Origin of the sequence: Guptibacillus hwajinpoensis (assembly GCF_020524165.1) — a bacterium.
In the GTDB taxonomy this organism is placed as follows: domain Bacteria; phylum Bacillota; class Bacilli; order Bacillales; family Guptibacillaceae; genus Guptibacillus; species Guptibacillus hwajinpoensis_D.
In genome coordinates this window covers 952347-970278 of record NZ_JAIVKU010000004.1, presented here as the reverse complement: position 1 = coordinate 970278, position 17932 = coordinate 952347, and the positions used below count along the sequence as shown (strand labels likewise).

Here is a 17932-nt window from a genome sequence, read left to right as displayed (position 1 = left end):
GAGGTCGAGGAACACGTTTTCCTTAGTAGGAAACGCGATCGATCTACTGGAAATCTCACCTACATTATAGCCAAATACGGGACGAAGGCTAGTATTTTCATAGACTAGCCTTTGTTTCATGTTTGGATAAGGGAGTGGCATCTACATGGAATACGTCATTGAAATGAGAAATATCCGTAAAGAATTTCCTGGTATTGTTGCAAATGACAATATTACGCTTCAGCTAAGAAAAGGAGAAATCCATGCCCTTCTTGGAGAAAATGGCGCTGGGAAATCGACGTTAATGAACGTTCTGTTTGGTCTTTATCAACCTGAAAAAGGCGAAATACACGTTCGAGGAAATAAGGTGAATATTACTGATCCGAACGTGGCAAATGAGCTAGGAATCGGGATGGTTCACCAGCATTTTATGCTTGTTGAGAAATTCACAGTGACTGAAAACATTATCCTTGGAAATGAACCGACCGCCAAAGGTCAGGTTGACGTTAAGAAAGCTGCAAAAGATGTTGCGGCGATTTCGAAGCAATACGGTTTGTCGGTAGATCCTAATGCCAAAATTGAAGATATCTCAGTAGGGATGCAGCAGCGCGTAGAAATTTTAAAAACGCTCTATCGCGGCGCAGATATTTTAATTTTTGACGAGCCCACTGCTGTATTAACACCTCAGGAAATTAAAGAGCTCATTACGATTATGAAGAAGCTGATTTCAGAAGGGAAATCGATTATTCTAATCACTCATAAATTAAAAGAAATTATGGAAGTAAGCGACCGTTGTACAGTTATTCGTCGCGGTGTTGGAATCGGGACAGTGAACGTTGCGGAAACGAACCAGGATGAACTAGCATCCATGATGGTGGGACGTGAAGTAAACTTTTCGATTCAGAAAACACCTTCAGAGCCTTCCAACGAAACGCTTGAAATTAGCAGCCTTGTCGTAGAAGATGCGCGAAAAGTTCCTGTTGTTAATGGGATGAACTTATCCGTTCGTGCAGGAGAAATTGTAGGTATTGCGGGTGTCGATGGAAACGGGCAGTCTGAGTTAATTGAAGCTATTACAGGATTACGTAAAGCGAAATCAGGAAGCATTAAACTGAATGGAAAAGACGTAACAAACTGGAAACCGCGGCGTGTCACAGAAAGCGGTATTGGACATATTCCCCAAGACAGGCATAAGCACGGCCTTGTTTTAGATTTTTCGATTGGCGAAAATATGGTCCTTCAGACCTATTATAAAAGACCTTTTTCAAGAAACGGCATTTTAAACTTTTCTACGATTATGGATAAAGCCAAATCATTAATTAAAGAGTATGACGTGCGTACGCCAAGTGAGATGACACCTGCTAGAGCTCTTTCTGGTGGAAACCAGCAGAAGGCAATTATTGCTCGTGAAATCGATCGTAGCCCCAATTTATTGATTGCGGCTCAGCCAACACGCGGACTTGATGTTGGGGCGATTGAGTTTATTCACTCAAAGCTAGTAGAAGAGCGAGACAAGGGGAAAGCGGTTCTTTTAATTTCATTTGAACTCGAAGAAATCATGAATGTAAGTGACCGCATTGCGGTGATCTATGAAGGGAAAATTGTTGCCATTGTAAAGCCAGAAGAAACGACAGAGCAAGAGCTTGGTCTCTTAATGGCTGGCGCAAAGCGCAAAAAGGCTGGTGAGACAACATGAAGTTATTAAAAGGGAAATGGGCGAGCATTACTGTTCCGTTGCTTTCAGTAGCTTTGGGACTACTCGTTGGCGGAATCATCATGCTTGTGAGTGGCTATAATCCCATTGTTGCGTATGCAGCGTTGTTTAACGGGATTTTCTCAAACACATATGTGTTAGGTGAAACCGTTCGGCAGATGACACCGCTCATTTTGTCAGGGTTAGCCGTCGCGTTTGCTTTCAGAACTGGTCTCTTTAATATTGGTGTAGAAGGGCAGCTTCTTGTTGGCTGGCTCGCATCTGTTTATGTCGGGCTTCAGTTTGAAGGGTTAAGTCCTATCGTTCATATTCCTCTTGCCATTATTGCAGCAGCTTTGGCTGGAGCGATTTGGGCCTTTGTCCCTGGTTTTCTGAAAGCGAAGTATCAAGTTCATGAAGTTATTACAACGATCATGATGAACTATGTTGCGCTTCATGTCGTTAACGCAATTATCCGTACGTATTTACTTGCACCTGGTGAGCGAACGGATCAAATTAATGCTTCAGCGTCACTTCAATCACCGTTTTTGGAATCCATTACGGATTTTTCGCGTCTTCACTACGGGTTTGTGGTTGCAATTATTGGTGCAATCATAATGTGGTTCCTTCTATGGAAAACGACAACAGGGTATGAACTTCGCTCTGTTGGATTTAATAAATATGCATCAGAATATGCTGGGATCAATGTGCAACGAAACATCGTTCTCTCTATGGTCATTTCAGGTGCTTTTGCAGGAATAGCTGGAGCGATGGAAGGACTCGGAACATACGGTTATATGACCGTTATGGCTGACTTTACTGGAGTTGGTTTTGACGGAATCGCAGTTGCGCTTTTAGGTGCAAATGGTGCGCTTGGTGTTGTACTTGCTTCAGCCCTGTTTGGTGGACTAAAAATTGGGGCGCTTAATATGCAGTCTGTTGCTCAGGTGCCAACACAACTTGTTGAAATCGTGATTGCGATGATTATTTTCTTTGTCGCATCCAGTTACTTGATTCACTGGATCAGCAACAGGGTGAGCAAAAGGGGGAAAATTTAATGGATTTTATGCAGATTCTTCAGCTCATTATTCCTGCCGCTATCTTTTCAGCAGCTCCCCTGATTTTCACGGCTCTTGGTGGAGTATTCAGTGAACGGTCAGGCGTAGTAAACATCGGTCTCGAAGGGTTAATGTTAATGGGTGCCTTTACAGGCGCATTGTTTACCATTCTAGGCGAACAGTGGGGAATGGGTGCTGCTTCTCCGTGGTTTTCATTAGTTGTTGCGATTATTATCGGGATGCTGTTCTCGTTGCTTCATGCGGTTGCGAGTATTTCGTTTAGAGCGGATCAAGTTGTAAGTGGCGTGGCCCTTAACTTCCTTGCGGCTGGACTTGCCATTTTCCTTGTGAAGAAAATTTTTGACGCAGGACAAACGCCGATTATTCAAGAACGTATCTATAAAACGGATGTTCCGTTTCTAAGCGACATCCCCTTTATTGGACCTCTGTTTTTTTCGAGTGCCTATTACACGTCTTATATTGCAATTGCACTGGCATTTCTTGTGTGGTGGGTTCTCTATAAAACGCCGTTCGGTCTTCGTCTGCGCTCAGTAGGTGAGCATCCAATGGCTGCAGATACGATGGGGATTAATGTAACGAAAATGCGCTATGTGGCGGTTATGCTTAGTGGTGGGTTTGCCGGTTTGGGCGGTGCGGTTTACGCGACTTCGATCGCAGGTAACTTTAGTCACGCAACGATTTCTGGACAGGGCTTTATGGCACTAGCCGCAATGATCTTTGGAAAGTGGCATCCACTAGGTGCGATGGGAGCAGCGTTATTCTTTGGTCTTGCTCAATCGCTTAGTATCACTGGTCAACAAATTCCAGGCTTAAAAGAAATTCCAGAGGTATATCTTCTCATTTCTCCTTACGTGTTAACCATTCTTGCGCTTGCAGGACTTGTTGGACGAGCGGATGCGCCAAAAGCAATTGGTCAGCCGTATGAAAAAGGGAAGCGATAACGTTTTGAGGAAAGCTCTTCGTGCAAACGGAGGGCTTTTTGTTTTGGGTTGTGTTTTGTAGTGGGAGAAGGAGAGGCATTATACTAATAAAGAACGTGTTTAACTTATGGGGCCCGAGCGCCTGTCGAGGCTAAACGGGCTCTTCCGCTTTTCTTGATCCAGCTGCAGTGGACAGACTCTCGGTCACTTCACCCTATAACTCGAACACAAAGGGCGTGTTCAATTTATAGGGCTCCAGTGCCTGCCGTGTCTAACCGCCCACTTCCGCTTTTCTTTTAAAAAGTACTAATTGCTTACACTATGACACATACTATGGTATAAAGGGGGTAAGTTTTACTTTCCTCTAATGGTAGGTAATGGATTTAAAAAAGGAGTGAGGTCAATGGCGATTATCCCTCATGAGAAAACCTCGTGCGGCGGTTTGACGCTACATAGGATCCAGACGGATAAATATAAAACGACGACGGTTGTGGTTCAATTTAAGGCGCGTTTGACGAAGGAGACGGTCACAGAGAGGGCTCTTTTGCCATATGTGTTGCAAAGCGGTACGAAAAACTATGCTTCTTCAAAAGCGGTCCGTACGGAGCTTGAGAAGCTTTATGGCGCAACGCTTGGTGTGGATCTTGCTAAGAAAGGTGATTTCCATGTGATGACGTTCCGTATGGATTTTGCGAATGAAAAGTTTCTTTCTGAAGATGAACCTTTGTTTAAGAAAGCCCTTTCTTTACTTTCAGAAGTGATCATGAATCCGAAGACGGATGGATCTGGCTTTGATTCTTCGATTGTTGATAAAGAAAAGCGTACGATGAAACAGCGAATCCAATCTATTTATGATGATAAAATGCGTTATTCGAACATGAGACTTACACAAGAGATGTTCCCGAATGAGGCTTTTGGTTTGCATATTTATGGAGAAAAAGATGAAGTGGATCGCGTGACGGCGCAGTCTCTTTATGATTATTATAAAAAAGTTTGTGCAGAAGATGAAATTGACTTTTATTTAGTTGGTAACTTAGAAGGCGTGGATGCAGAAAAAGTGGTTAAAGAGCTTTTTCCTTTTGAAGAGCGTACGGAACGGCAGTCTGAAATAACCGAAAAGGCGTCACTGGATGTCGAAGAGAAAGAAATTCTTGAAACACAGGAAATTAAGCAAGGAAAGCTTCATATGGGCTTCCGTTCTGGCGTTGGCTATGCGGATGATGAATACTTCGCTCTTCAGGTATTTAATGGTATGTTTGGAGGATTCTCTCATTCCAAGCTTTTCCGTAATGTCCGTGAAAAGGAGAGTCTTGCTTATTATGCGGCTTCTCGCTATGAAAGTCACAAAGGGTTAATCATCGTCATGTCTGGCATTGAGTTTAAAAACTATCACAAGACTGTTGATATTATTAAGGAACAGCTTACTGCGATGAGAGATGGAGATTTTAACGAAGACGAAATGAAGCAAACGAAAACGATGATTCGAAATCAGCTCCTAGAAACGGTCGACGATGCAAAAGGTATGGTAGAACTTCTGTATCATGGGGTCGTTTCACAGAAGCTACGTACAATTGAAGAGTGGCTTGACGGAGTAGAAGCTGTGACAAAAGAAGATATTTTAGCGGTTGCGGATAAGGTTAAGCTTGATACCGTTTATTTCTTAAAAGGCGAGGAGGCTTAATCATGAAAACTATTCCATTTAATCAGTTGCAGGAAACGCTCTATCATCAAACGATGGACAATGGTCTTGATGTGTATGTTCTTCCTAAAAAGGGATTTAATAAAACGTACGCCACATTCACAACAAAATATGGCTCAGTAGACAATCATTTCGTTCCACTAAACGGATCAGAGGATGTGCAAGTCCCAGATGGTATTGCTCATTTCCTAGAGCACAAAATGTTCGAGAAAGAAGACCGAGATGTATTTCAAGATTTTAGTAAGCAGGGGGCATCTTCGAATGCATTTACTTCGTTTACAAGAACCGCTTACTTGTTTTCAACTACTCAGAACGTCATGCAGAACCTTGAAACACTCGTGAACTTTGTTCAAGATCCTTACTTTAGCGATCAAAGTGTTGAAAAAGAAAAGGGCATTATCGGCCAGGAAATTGAAATGTACAATGACAATTCTGATTGGCGTGCCTATTTTGGTGTAATTGAAAATATGTTTCACCACCATCCGGTAAAAATTGATATAGCTGGTACAATTGATTCAATCGCAAAAATCACGAAAGAATCCCTGTATACGTGCTATGAAACGTTCTATCACCCTTCAAATATGGTGTTATTTATTGTAGGTGCAGTTGAGCCGAATGAAATTATGTCATTTGTGGAGAAAAATCAGGCATCAAAATCGTATAAAGATCAGCCGCCAATCGAACGCTTTTTTGATAAAGAGCCGAAAAAAGTAGCGGAGCAAAAGAAAGTTCTCCCAATGTCTGTTCAAGTGGCGAAATGCCTCGTTGGATTTAAAGAACCGAACCCTGGACGCCAGGGAGAAGATCTACTAAAGCATGAGTTATCCATTAATCTTGCGCTTGACTTAATGTTTGGTCAAAGCTCCGAGAATTATGAGAAGCTTTACAATGAAGGGTTAATTGATCAGAGCTTTTCATATGACTTTACGGAAGAAGAGAAGTTCGGCTTTTCAATCGTTGGAAGCAACACAAGTTCACCTGATGAGCTTGCAGATCGGTTATATGAGATGATCCAATCATTTAAAAATGAAGCAGTGAATTCCGATCAGCTTGAGCGTATCAGAAAGAAAAAAATCGGTAGCTTTTTACGGGCATTAAATTCACCAGAATTTATTGCGAATCAGTTTACTCGCTATCGGTTTAATGACATGGATTTATTTGAAGTTGTTCCTATGCTTGAATCGATTACGGCAAAAGATATCGAAGAAGCAGTTAAAGGTCATTTCGCAGAAGAGTCATTTACTGTTTGTCAAGTTGTTCCGAAGAGCTAAAAAGCACCCGACCGGGTGCTTTTTCACTGATGATAAAAACTGTTTTCAGTTTCAAAAGAGAGGAAGAGTTTTGTGAAAGACGTTTTGATCACTGGGGCTAGTGGAGGTATTGGAAGAGCCATTACGATGAACTACTTGCAAAAAGGCGATCGCGTTTTTGCTCACTACAACACCAACGCTGTTTCGATACAAGAAATGGAAGCGGAATATTCTTATGCGGACCTCGTACCAGTCCAATCTAATTTAGCAAAAAAAGACGGGGTAGCGGTTTTGACAGATAAGGTTGAGGAAGTGGATACACTCATTCTAAATGCCGGTAACAGCTACTTTGGTTTGTTAACAGATATGTCAGGAGATGAAATAGATGCCATGATTCAGCTTCATCTTACATCATCCATTAAGCTTGCAAAGCACTACATTTCCTCTATGGTGCAAAAGAAACAAGGTTCCATTATCGTGGTGTCGTCAGTATTCGGCTTATCTGGAGCATCTTGTGAAGTGGTTTATTCTTCCGTAAAAGGGGGCTTGAATGCTTTTGTGAAGGGGTTAGCTAGAGAATTAGGGCCGAGTGGCGTCCGAGTGAATGCCGTCGCACCAGGCTATATTTCAACCGAAATGAATGCACGAATATCTGGGGAAGATGAACAAACTTTAGTTGATGAAATACCGATGGGGAGAGCCGGTCAGCCTGAAGAGGTAGCTGCATTGATTTCATTTTTAGATTCAACAGAAGCTTCCTACATAAGCGGTCAAATAATTTCCATTGATGGAGCCTGGCAATAAAAAACGATGCATAATGTCCATTCCTTCGAGACAACATATAGGTGATGACTTGATAAAGGAGGGACATAGATGTCTGTACTAGATAATTTTGATTCATGGAAAGGGTTCTTGCACGATCGCTTAAGTCAAGGCGAACAGCAAGGGCTTTCTCAAGAAGTTGTCTCAGATGTTGCTTATCAGATCGGCGGATACCTTGCTGATGGAGTGAAAGCAAAGAATGAGCAGGAGCAGCTTCTTGCTGACCTATGGCATGTAGCAAGTCAAGAAGAACAGCATGCGATCGCAAATATGATGGTTAAGCTTGTTCAAAACGAAAGATAAATGATGATTTCTTTAAAAGGAGGGTGCACCGTTACCCTTCTTTTTCTATGAAATTGTTCAAATGTTGTAAGAAAAGTAAACAAAATCCCTATTCATCTCTTTTAACCTTTATGAAAATCATTTATGATTAAAGGAACATAGGAAATTTGTGGCTAAAGGAGTTGGCGTATGGAGAAGAAGGAATGGTATCTGGAATACGAAATACATAAAAATAGACCGGGCCTTTTAGGCGACGTCGCTTCCCTATTAGGTATGCTCGGTATTAATATCATTACGATCAATGGTGTGGACGATATGCGAAGAGGCCTGCTTCTTCTTGTTGATGAAATCGAGCAGATCGAGCGACTTGAGTCCATTCTCAATACGATGGATAATATTACGGTAACCAAAATGAGGGAACCAAAATTACGCGATCGTCTTGCTGTACGACATGGAAGGTATATCCAGCGTGACGCAGATGATAAGAAAACGTTTCGATTTATTCGAGACGAGCTTGGTTTGCTCGTTGATTTTCTAGCTGAAATCTTTAAGCAGGATGGCCATAAGCTCGTCGGTATTCGTGGAATGCCCCGAGTAGGTAAAACTGAATCTATTGTTGCTTCAAGCGTTTGTGCGAACAAACGATGGGTATTTTTATCCTCGACAATGCTAAAACAAACGGTTCGCACTCAAATCGCAGATGACGAATTAAATAGCGATCATATTTTTTTAATTGATGGAATTGTATCTGCAAGAAGAGCTTCAGAGCGGCACTGGCAGGTACTTCGTGATATTATGAGACTACCGGCAACAAAGGTTGTCGAACATCCTGATATATTTGTTCAAGAAACAGAGTATACGATGAACGATTTTGATTATATAATTGAATTGCGAGACGATCCGGATCAAGAAATTACATATCAGGTAATTGAAAATCGATCTTCTGGATTTTCAAGCTTAGACTTTAACTAATTGGTAGGTGTTTTTCATTGACAGAGCTAGGTCAACGTCTGAAGGAAGCTCGAAATGATAAGGGATTATCGCTCGAGGAAATTCAGTCCATTACTAAGATTCAAAAACGCTATCTTCTTGCCATTGAAGAAGGAAATTACGAACTGCTTCCAGGTAATTTTTATACGCGTGCATTCATTAAAAACTATGCGGAAGCAGTTGGCCTTCACGGGGAAGAATTGCTTGAGGAGTACGCTTCTGAAATTCCAAAAGCAAATGCAGATGTGCCTGAAAGTTTACCACCAAGGAAAATGAGAAGGCCGTCAACACCAAGCAAATCATCATCTGCGTCTTCGAAATGGTCTTCCGTTTTTCCATCTGTTCTCGTTGTGCTCCTGATTGTAGGTGTGGCCGCGTTAATCTGGTATGTTGTTCAGAGCGGTGATCAGAAAACAAATCAGAATGCAACGACAAATCAGGCGGAAGAGCAAGTAACAAGTGATGAAAACAGCGGCAGTGCTCCTAACTCAGATGAAGTAAGTGATGAAGAGAATGCTGCATCATCAGACGATGCGACACAAGATGATAAAGCAAAGTCTGACGATGAAAAAGCAAAGGATGAAACTGAAGAAAAGCCTGCGGAAGAGAAAGAAGAAGAACCAGCTCCTGAAATGGAGATTAAGAAAGTAAAGAGTGATGCGGATCATTCAACTTATGACATCACTAACGCAGATCAGTTTGAAGTGAAGCTAAAAGCATCAGGCTCTAGCTGGGTCGCTTTAACAGGGGCGAGTGATAAAAAGTATGTCTACGAGAGTCTTGCTAAAGGGAAAAATGTGACGCAAGATTTATCGAGTGAAACATCTGCGACGCTTCGACTAGGAAGTTCACCTAGCATTGAAGTGTTTGTGAATGGCGAGAAGCTCGACATTCCTAAAGAACCAGTTGTTCAAAATGTTACGATTAATTTCAAAAAAGCAGATTAAGCTCTCATGGAGTCATCTTTCAGATGGCTCTTTTCTTTCGATTCTAGATTGGTGAAGTTTTCCTTTCTGCATGAAAGAAACAGTGATAGAATAGAATACGATTTAGTGGGGTTGTGAGGAAGAAAATAAAAAGAGATCAGCACACGATTAATAGGTTACATGACATTTAGGAGGAACACACGTGAATTTGCCTAATAAAATTACCGTATCACGCATTTTTTTAATTCCTGTTTTTCTTATTTTTCTTCTGGCGCCACTGCCGCTAGGTGAAACAGAAATCGCAGGTACCGTTTTATTAAATTCTCATTTAATTGCAACCGCGATCTTTATTTTTGCCTCGGTAACCGATTGGATAGACGGTTACATAGCTAGAAAACATAACCTGGTCACGAATCTCGGGAAATTCCTCGATCCGCTTGCCGATAAGCTTCTCGTGACCTCAGCGTTTGTTTCACTCGTTGAGCTTGGAAGTGCGCCAGCGTGGATTGTTGTTATTATTCTTAGCCGTGAATTTGCTGTCACGGGATTAAGATTGGTTGCTTCCTCAGAAGGAGAGGTTCTTGCCGCGAGCAATCTTGGTAAATTGAAAACGTGGATTCAAATCATCGCGATTATCATGCTTTTGATTCAGAATGTTCCGTTTGAAGCCATTGGTTTTCCTTTTGCAACGATTTCCTTATGGGCTGCGCTTATTATTACAGTCTATTCGGGATGGGATTACTTCTCTAAGAATAAAGAGGTCCTACTTAAATCACGTTAACACCTTTAGGGAACAGATCATTCTGTTCCCTTTTGAGCCCTCAAAAGGCGATTAAAGTCATACGTATCTTTGTTTCTTCAGTGCGCATTCTTATACGTAAAGGCAAAACCATTGTATAATGGAAGTGGACGAATGATAAGCTATTGAATCAGTACTTTGATTCGAATAGAGGGGATGGTTAGAAATGAACGCTGAAATTATTGGAATTGGTTCAGAGTTATTACTTGGACAAATCGCAAACACAAATGCACAGTTTATCTCAAAACGTCTGGCTGATCTTGGGATCAATGTTTTTTATCATACGGTAGTTGGCGATAATAACGAGCGCTTAAAACAGGCAATAGAAGTTGCACAGACACGCTCAGACCTCCTGATTTTCACAGGTGGACTTGGTCCTACGAAAGATGATCTTACAAAAGAAACGATCGCAGAAACTCTCAATAAAAAGCTTGTCTATAACGAAGAAGCAATGAACACAATTCAAGCTTATTATGACAAAACAGGTGCTCCAATGTCGGAAAATAACCGTAAGCAGGCACTAGTACTAGACGGTGCTACAGTTCTTCGAAATGATAATGGTATGGCTCCGGGTATGGCTCTTACGGAAAACAATCATACGTACATGCTTTTCCCTGGACCTCCTAAAGAACTTTATCCAATGTTTACAAACTATGCAGAGCCCTATTTACTTGGACAGCTGAAGCAGGGAGATACGATTGTCTCACGTGTTCTTCGGTTTTTTGGCATTGGAGAATCGAGACTCGAAACAGAACTTGAAGATTTAATTGATCAGCAAACAAATCCTACGATTGCACCGCTAGCTGGTGAGTGGGAAGTGACACTACGTTTAACCGCTAAAGCTGACTCAAAAGAAGAAGCAAACAAGTTGATTGATGAAACAGAAAAGAAAATCCATGAACGCGTTGGATCGTTTTTATATGGCTATGGAGAGACGACGCTTGCAAAAGAAGTCTTTTCAATGCTTGAGGATCGTAACTGGTCTATTTCAACAGCGGAGAGCCTTACAGGCGGTATGTTCAGTCAGGAGTTAACAGATCTCCCTGGAGTATCATCACTTTTCTACGGAGGGGTTGTGTGTTACTCTAACGAAGTAAAGCGAGAGATCGGCGTATCAAAAGAGACACTTGAAGCATACGGTGCCGTAAGTGAAGAGTGTGCGATTGAACTCGCAAGAAGCGTAAAAGCGAGATACAAAACCGATATTGGCATCAGTTTCACAGGTGTTGCTGGTCCTGATCCTAGTGAAGGAAAAGAGGCTGGAACCGTTTATATCGGTGTGGATGCACCATCTGGTGAAAAAGTGATTGCCCTGAAACTTGCTGGGAACCGCAATGCGATTCGCAAACGTACTGTGAAACATGGATTTAATACATTATTGAAGTTAGAAAGGTGAATGTCCTAAGTTATGAAGAATTTTGAAGACTTTGCATTATCAAATGAAGTGAAAAAAGCTGTGCTCGAGCTTGGCTTTAAAGAAGCCACTCCGATTCAGGAAAAAGCTCTTGAGCCAATTCTAGAAGGAAGAGATATGATCGGTCAGGCGCAAACTGGTACAGGGAAAACGGCTGCGTTTGGTATTCCCGTTATTGAAAAAGTGAAAAAGATCGGTGGTCCTGAAGCGATCATTTTAACGCCAACGCGTGAGCTAGCCATGCAGGTAGCCATCGAGCTACAGAAGCTCTCAAAATACAAAGGTCTAAATGTACTCGCAGTATACGGTGGGGAACCAATCTATCATCAAATTCGCGCTTTAAAAAGAGGCGTTAACATTGTTGTCGGAACGCCGGGACGTATGCTTGACCATTTAAAGCGTAAGACGCTTCGCACGGATAATATTCATACAGCTATTCTAGATGAAGCTGATGAAATGCTTGATATGGGCTTTATTGACGATATTGAACTGATTTTTAAACAGCTGCCTGTTAAGCGTCAGTCACTTTTATTTTCTGCTACCATTCCAGCGCCGATCCGTAAGCTTTCAAGTAAGTATTTGAAAGATCCAATTACTATTTCCGTTTCTAAAGGGGATGTAACTGCTGATACAGTGGAGCAGGTCTATTACCGCACATTTGAAAGTGATAAATTTGATACACTCTGTCGCGTTATTGAAAGCGAAGACATTCGTCTTGGAATCATTTTCACTAAAACGAAAAAAGGGGCTGCGCAAGTAACGGAATCATTGAAAAAGCGTGGGTACCGCGCGGAAGAGCTTCATGGTGATCTTACTCAGCAACAGCGATCTAAAGTCATGAATCTCTTTAGACGATCTCAAGTGAATTTCCTTGTAGCGACCGATATCGCAGCAAGAGGAATTGACGTCGCTCACGTGAGCCACGTGATTAACTATGATATTCCTGAAGATCCTGAGCGCTATGTTCACCGTATTGGACGCACAGGACGCGCTGGTAACAAAGGAATTGCGCTAACCCTGGTAACACCAAAAGATATGCGCTTCCTACAGTCAATTGAATCAAAGATTAAGTTGAACCTTTCAGCAGAGCCTCTTCAAGATGAAACAGTAGATCTTGATAACATCGTAAAATCTGTTGAAAAGCAGCTGAAAAAACAGAAATCTGATTCAACAGCTCGCGAAACGGCCGATCTTCTATTAGCAAAGTACAATGCAGAAGATCTTGTTCAAGCTTTTCTTGAAAATGCCATTCAAGAGAAGCAAAACACCACACCTTCTGAATATAATTTCGGTGAAACAGGTGGACAGAACGGAATGGTTCGTTTCTTCTTGAACGTAGGACGTAATATTGATCTCCACCCTAAAAAATTGCTAAGTGAACTCTCAGCTATGGCGGGTGTTGAAACAGAATCTGTCGGCCGGATTGATATCTTCGAGAAATTCTCGTTCTTTGAAGTACATGAAGACGTTGCGCCATTCGTCTACGAAGCGCTTCGGGCAGGTGGGATTGATGGTAAATCAATCCACTTAGAACCTGCCAAACCACAAAAAAGCAGAGTGTAAATAGATGACGATCAGCTTCAACAAGGGGCTGATCGTTCTTCTTTCATCATCAGCTTGTTTCTTTATACAGGTTCAGGAAATGTCAAGAGTCTTCCAAAATAAAAAAAGACGAATAAATGTTCGGTTTTCTATTGGCAAATGACCGAAAAAGAGATATGATAGTGATAGCTTAATAACGAGGAGGAATTCATTCGTGAGTGATCGTAAAGCTGCCTTAGATATGGCACTTAGACAAATAGAAAAACAATTCGGTAAAGGTTCAATCATGAAGCTCGGCGAACAAGCGGAGCAAAGAGTCTCTACAGTATCCACTGGGTCACTGGCTCTAGATATTGCTCTCGGTGTAGGAGGATATCCAAGAGGTCGCGTTATCGAAGTATACGGACCGGAATCTTCAGGTAAAACAACTGTTGCTCTTCATGCGATTGCAGAAGTTCAGCGTAACGGCGGTCAGGCCGCATTTATCGATGCTGAGCATGCCCTTGATCCGGTTTATGCAGAAAAGCTCGGTGTTAACATCGATGAACTATTACTTTCTCAACCTGATACAGGAGAACAAGCCCTTGAAATTGCTGAAGCGCTCGTACGAAGCGGTGCAGTAGATATGGTTGTTGTTGACTCCGTAGCTGCCCTTGTACCAAAGGCTGAAATCGAAGGTGAAATGGGAGATGCACACGTTGGTTTGCAAGCACGTCTAATGTCTCAAGCACTTCGTAAGCTTTCTGGTGCAATTAATAAATCCAAAACAACCGCGGTCTTTATCAACCAGATTCGTGAAAAAGTTGGGGTTATGTTCGGTAACCCAGAAACAACTCCAGGCGGACGTGCGCTGAAATTCTATTCATCTGTTCGATTAGAAGTTCGTCGTGCTGAAACGCTGAAACAGGGTAATGACATGGTCGGAAACAAAACACGAATTAAAGTTGTTAAGAACAAGGTAGCTCCGCCGTTTAAACAGGCAGAAGTCGACATCATGTACGGGGAAGGTATTTCCAAGCAGGGTGAAATCCTTGATATTGGTTCAAATCTTGAAATCGTTCAGAAGAGCGGCGCATGGTTCTCCTTTGAAGGTGAACGCCTTGGACAAGGTCGTGAAAATGCAAAGCAATTCTTGAAAGAAAATCCGGCAATGGAAGCTGAGATTGAAGGGCGTATTCGCGCTCATCATAATCTTGATGCCGATAAGCAAGTGGATGAAGCTGCTGCAGGTAACGAAACGCTTCTTCCTGACGAAGAATAAAAAGATTGGAAAGTCGGTCACAAAGACCGGCTTTTTTTCTAGCTATATTGTCTTTGGATACTAGTTTGTCCACCTTAAAACTGACTGAGTTTCCATGATCAGGCAGTGAATGCCTATTCAATCACGACGTTTTCAAGAGAAGTTTAAGGCGAAAAAATGAGCTATAATGAGATATTTGAAGGGATTTTGCCTCTATGTGCTCTCTTGACAACCTTTACGCTGAAAGATACAATATTAATTGTATAATTATAATTTTCTAGTAAAATTATACTTTACTCTTAACAGATGACATGTGCTGGATTGAAATCTTGCAAGTGGTACTAAGTATTAACATGACAGCAAACCAACAAGTTGATAGCAGGAGGAGGTGAGTTCGATGGATATAGTGATCATCATCTCCACTATGCTGGTCTCTGCAGTCGTCGGAGCAGTTGTTGGATTTCTTGTTCGCAAAACGATTGCTGAAGCGAAAATCTCCAGTGCAGAAATGGAAGCGCAACGGATTATCAAAGAAGGTAAAAACGACGCTGAAGCTTTGAAAAAGGAAGCTATGCTTGAAGCGAAGGACGAGAATCATAATCTTCGTGTTGAAGCTGAGCGTGAAATTCGTGAACGCAGAAATGAGTTACAAAAACAAGAGAATCGTTTGGTACAAAAAGAAGAGGTCCTTGATCGTAAAAGTGAGACTCTTGACAAAAAAGAGGATTCCCTCGAAAGAAGAGAGGACTCTCTCACCAAAAAACAACGACAAATTGAAGAGATGGAAGGCAAAGTGGAGGAGTTGCTTCAAGAGCAACAACACGAGCTTCAGCGAATTTCCGGTTTAACGAGGGAAGAAGCGAAGCAAATCATCTTCCGTGAAAGCGAGCAGGAACTTGAGCATGAGCTAGCGCAAATGGTAAAAGAGCGCGAGAATTATGCGAAAGAAGAAGCTGATAAGAAGGCGAGAGAAGTATTGTCGCTTGCGATTCAGCGCTGTGCAGCGGATCATGTTGCAGAAACAACGGTTTCCGTTGTTAACCTGCCTAATGACGAGATGAAAGGTCGGATCATTGGTCGTGAAGGCCGAAACATTCGAACTCTTGAAACGCTAACGGGAATTGACCTGATTATCGATGATACACCTGAGGCAGTTATTCTGTCCGGTTTTGATCCGATACGTAGAGAAATTGCTCGTAATGCCCTGGATAAACTCGTACAGGATGGAAGAATTCACCCTGCACGAATTGAAGAAATGGTTGAGAAATCACGCAGGGAAGTGGATGAATACATTCGCGAAGTGGGAGAACAATCCACATTTGAAATTGGGGTTCACGGACTCCACCCAGATCTTATTAAGATCCTGGGCCGATTGAAGTTCCGTACAAGTTATGGACAAAATGTCTTGAAACATTCCATGGAAGTTGCTTACCTTACCGGTCTCATGGCCGCAGAGCTTGGAGAAGACGTACAGCTTGCACGTCGCGCTGGTCTCCTTCACGATCTCGGTAAAGCGATTGACCACGAAGTTGAAGGGAGTCACGTCGAAATTGGCGTAGAACTTGCAACGAAGTATAAAGAGCATCCGGTTGTCATTAATGCAATCGCATCTCACCATGGTGATACGGAAGCAACATCAGTAATCTCCACGCTTGTGGCAGCAGCCGATGCTTTATCCGCTGCACGTCCAGGAGCGCGTCGTGAAACGCTTGAGACGTATATTCGTCGTCTTGAGAAGCTTGAAGAAATTTCTGAGTCATTTGAAGGCGTTGAGAAATCGTTCGCCATTCAAGCTGGTCGAGAAATTCGGATCATGGTGAAACCTGATCTAGTCGATGACGTTTCATCGTATCGTCTTGCACGAGAGATTACGAAGAAAATCGAAAATGAACTGGACTACCCTGGGCACATTAAGGTCACGGTCATCCGTGAAACAAGGGCAGTTGAGTATGCAAAATAAAGCGATGCCGCGCGCATCGCTTTATTTAATTTCACCAAAAACTTACGAACGATACTTTCTTTTGATAAACTGATAAAGAATGAAAACAGAGATTGGAGCATTAATATGAAGATTTTATTTATTGGAGACGTAGTCGGTTCTCCTGGACGCAATATGGTTTCAACTTATTTACCTCGTTTAAAGAAAAAATATAAACCCACCTTTACGATTGTGAATGGAGAGAATGCTGCAAGTGGGCGTGGCATTACAGAAAAAATTTATCGTGGCTTTCTGGAGTCGGGTGCTCAAGTGATTACAATGGGGAACCATACGTGGGATAACCGAGAGATTTTTGAATTTATTGATCGTGCACCGAAACTCGTTAGACCTGCGAATTATCCAGAAGGAACACCTGGAAATGGATCAACGATTGTAAATATAAATGGCGTTGAAGTGGGCGTCATTAACTTGCAGGGTCGAACGTTTCTTCCTGCCATGGATGATCCATTCCGTAAAGCGGATGAACTGATAGAAGAAATGAGAGAAAGAACACCGGTTATCTTTGTTGATTTTCATGCAGAAACAACAAGTGAAAAGCAAGCGATGGGCTGGTACCTTGATGGAAGAGTAACCGCGGTTGTTGGAACGCATACTCATGTGCAAACAGCTGATGAGCGCATTTTGCCTGGTGGGACAGCTTACTTAACAGATGCTGGAATGACGGGACCTTACGATGGCATTCTAGGCATGGAGCGAGAAGCTGTTATTAATAAGTTCCTGACAACGATGCCTGTGAGGTTTGAAGTAACGAAAGGGCGGGAACAACTTAGTGGGGTCTTTTTAACACTAGATCCAAAAACTGGTAAGGCCACAAAGATTGAACGAATTGCGATTAATGACGACCATCCATTCTATGATTAAAGAACGTTTGGAAAAAATGGCGGAAACAGCAGGAATACAAGCTTCTTACAAGGAATATAGTCTAGAGTGGTAATGGATGATCAAATTAAGGAGGGGCTATAATGGATATATTAAAAGTTTCAGCAAAATCCAATCCTAATTCTGTAGCTGGTGCACTTGCGGGCGTCCTTCGGGAACGCGGAAATGCCGAGATTCAAGCGATTGGAGCAGGTGCACTAAATCAGGCTGTGAAGGCAGTAGCCATCGCAAGAGGGTTTGTAGCACCTAGTGGCGTTGACCTCATTTGTATCCCTGCTTTCACTGATATCTTAATTGATGGTGAAGAGCGTACCGCAATTAAACTTATTGTAGAGCCTCGCTAAATAGTTCCGTCAGAAAAACCTGTTTGTATTTACAAACAGGTTTTTTATACTTTAATCTGTACTGTAGAAAGAATG

The 17932-nt window shown here is 42.1% G+C and carries 16 protein-coding genes; all 16 read left to right on the top strand.

The features are described from left to right. Positions 1 to 145: 145 nt before the first annotated feature. Positions 146 to 1675 carry an ABC transporter ATP-binding protein gene (locus LC090_RS12070; RefSeq protein ID WP_226658278.1) on the top strand — a complete coding sequence of 510 codons (1530 nt, stop codon included), beginning with the start codon at positions 146 to 148 and terminating at the stop codon, positions 1673 to 1675. Next, complete coding sequence (locus LC090_RS12065) at positions 1672 to 2730, top strand: ABC transporter permease (RefSeq protein WP_226658277.1); 1059 nt, start codon at positions 1672 to 1674, stop codon at positions 2728 to 2730. Before LC090_RS12070 ends, LC090_RS12065 begins: the two co-directional genes overlap by 4 nt. After that, positions 2730 to 3692, top strand: coding sequence for an ABC transporter permease (locus LC090_RS12060; protein WP_226658276.1), 963 nt, complete (start codon positions 2730 to 2732; stop codon positions 3690 to 3692). The genes LC090_RS12065 and LC090_RS12060 overlap by 1 nt, the downstream gene beginning before the upstream one ends. A 382-nt stretch (positions 3693 to 4074) precedes the next feature. Beyond that, the gene (gene yfmF / locus LC090_RS12055; protein ID WP_226658275.1) at positions 4075 to 5352 is read left to right on the top strand and encodes an EF-P 5-aminopentanol modification-associated protein YfmF; all 1278 of its coding nucleotides are present in this window, start codon (positions 4075 to 4077) and stop codon (positions 5350 to 5352) included. 2 nt (positions 5353 to 5354) lie between these two features. Beyond that, positions 5355 to 6641: an EF-P 5-aminopentanol modification-associated protein YfmH gene (gene yfmH, locus LC090_RS12050; RefSeq protein ID WP_226658274.1), complete on the top strand. Its 1287-nt coding sequence runs from the start codon at positions 5355 to 5357 to the stop codon at positions 6639 to 6641. Between the two features lie 72 nt (positions 6642 to 6713). Beyond that, positions 6714 to 7424, top strand: coding sequence for an elongation factor P 5-aminopentanone reductase (gene ymfI / locus LC090_RS12045; RefSeq protein WP_226658273.1), 711 nt, complete (start codon positions 6714 to 6716; stop codon positions 7422 to 7424). Positions 7425 to 7493: 69 nt separating this feature from the next. Next, on the top strand, positions 7494 to 7745 hold the full coding sequence (locus LC090_RS12040; RefSeq protein ID WP_226658272.1) for a DUF3243 domain-containing protein: 252 nt from the start codon (positions 7494 to 7496) through the stop codon (positions 7743 to 7745). Positions 7746 to 7913: 168 nt separating this feature from the next. Beyond that, a complete protein-coding gene (locus tag LC090_RS12035) occupies positions 7914 to 8696 on the top strand; it encodes a YmfK family protein (RefSeq protein WP_226658271.1) in 783 nt (260 codons plus the stop codon). A 17-nt stretch (positions 8697 to 8713) separates the two neighbouring features. Then, entirely contained in the window at positions 8714 to 9661 is a 948-nt protein-coding gene (locus LC090_RS12030) for a helix-turn-helix domain-containing protein (RefSeq protein WP_226658270.1), read from the top strand. Between the two features lie 181 nt (positions 9662 to 9842). Next, the gene (gene pgsA / locus LC090_RS12025) at positions 9843 to 10421 is read left to right on the top strand and encodes a CDP-diacylglycerol--glycerol-3-phosphate 3-phosphatidyltransferase (RefSeq protein ID WP_226658269.1); all 579 of its coding nucleotides are present in this window, start codon (positions 9843 to 9845) and stop codon (positions 10419 to 10421) included. Between the two features lie 184 nt (positions 10422 to 10605). After that, a complete protein-coding gene (locus LC090_RS12020; protein WP_226658268.1) occupies positions 10606 to 11835 on the top strand; it encodes a competence/damage-inducible protein A in 1230 nt (409 codons plus the stop codon). A 12-nt stretch (positions 11836 to 11847) separates the two neighbouring features. Then, entirely contained in the window at positions 11848 to 13416 is a 1569-nt protein-coding gene (locus LC090_RS12015; protein WP_226658267.1) for a DEAD/DEAH box helicase, read from the top strand. A gap of 193 nt (positions 13417 to 13609) precedes the next feature. Continuing rightward, the gene (gene recA, locus LC090_RS12010; protein WP_226658266.1) at positions 13610 to 14656 is read left to right on the top strand and encodes a recombinase RecA; all 1047 of its coding nucleotides are present in this window, start codon (positions 13610 to 13612) and stop codon (positions 14654 to 14656) included. A 376-nt stretch (positions 14657 to 15032) separates the two neighbouring features. Then, positions 15033 to 16595, top strand: a complete 1563-nt coding sequence (gene rny / locus LC090_RS12005) for a ribonuclease Y (protein ID WP_194221458.1) — start codon at positions 15033 to 15035, stop codon at positions 16593 to 16595. Positions 16596 to 16700: 105 nt separating this feature from the next. Further along, positions 16701 to 17495 carry a TIGR00282 family metallophosphoesterase gene (locus LC090_RS12000; protein WP_159782397.1) on the top strand — a complete coding sequence of 265 codons (795 nt, stop codon included), beginning with the start codon at positions 16701 to 16703 and terminating at the stop codon, positions 17493 to 17495. 101 nt (positions 17496 to 17596) lie between these two features. After that, entirely contained in the window at positions 17597 to 17857 is a 261-nt protein-coding gene (gene spoVS, locus LC090_RS11995) for a stage V sporulation protein SpoVS (RefSeq protein ID WP_044391806.1), read from the top strand. The last annotated feature ends 75 nt before the right edge of the window (positions 17858 to 17932 follow it).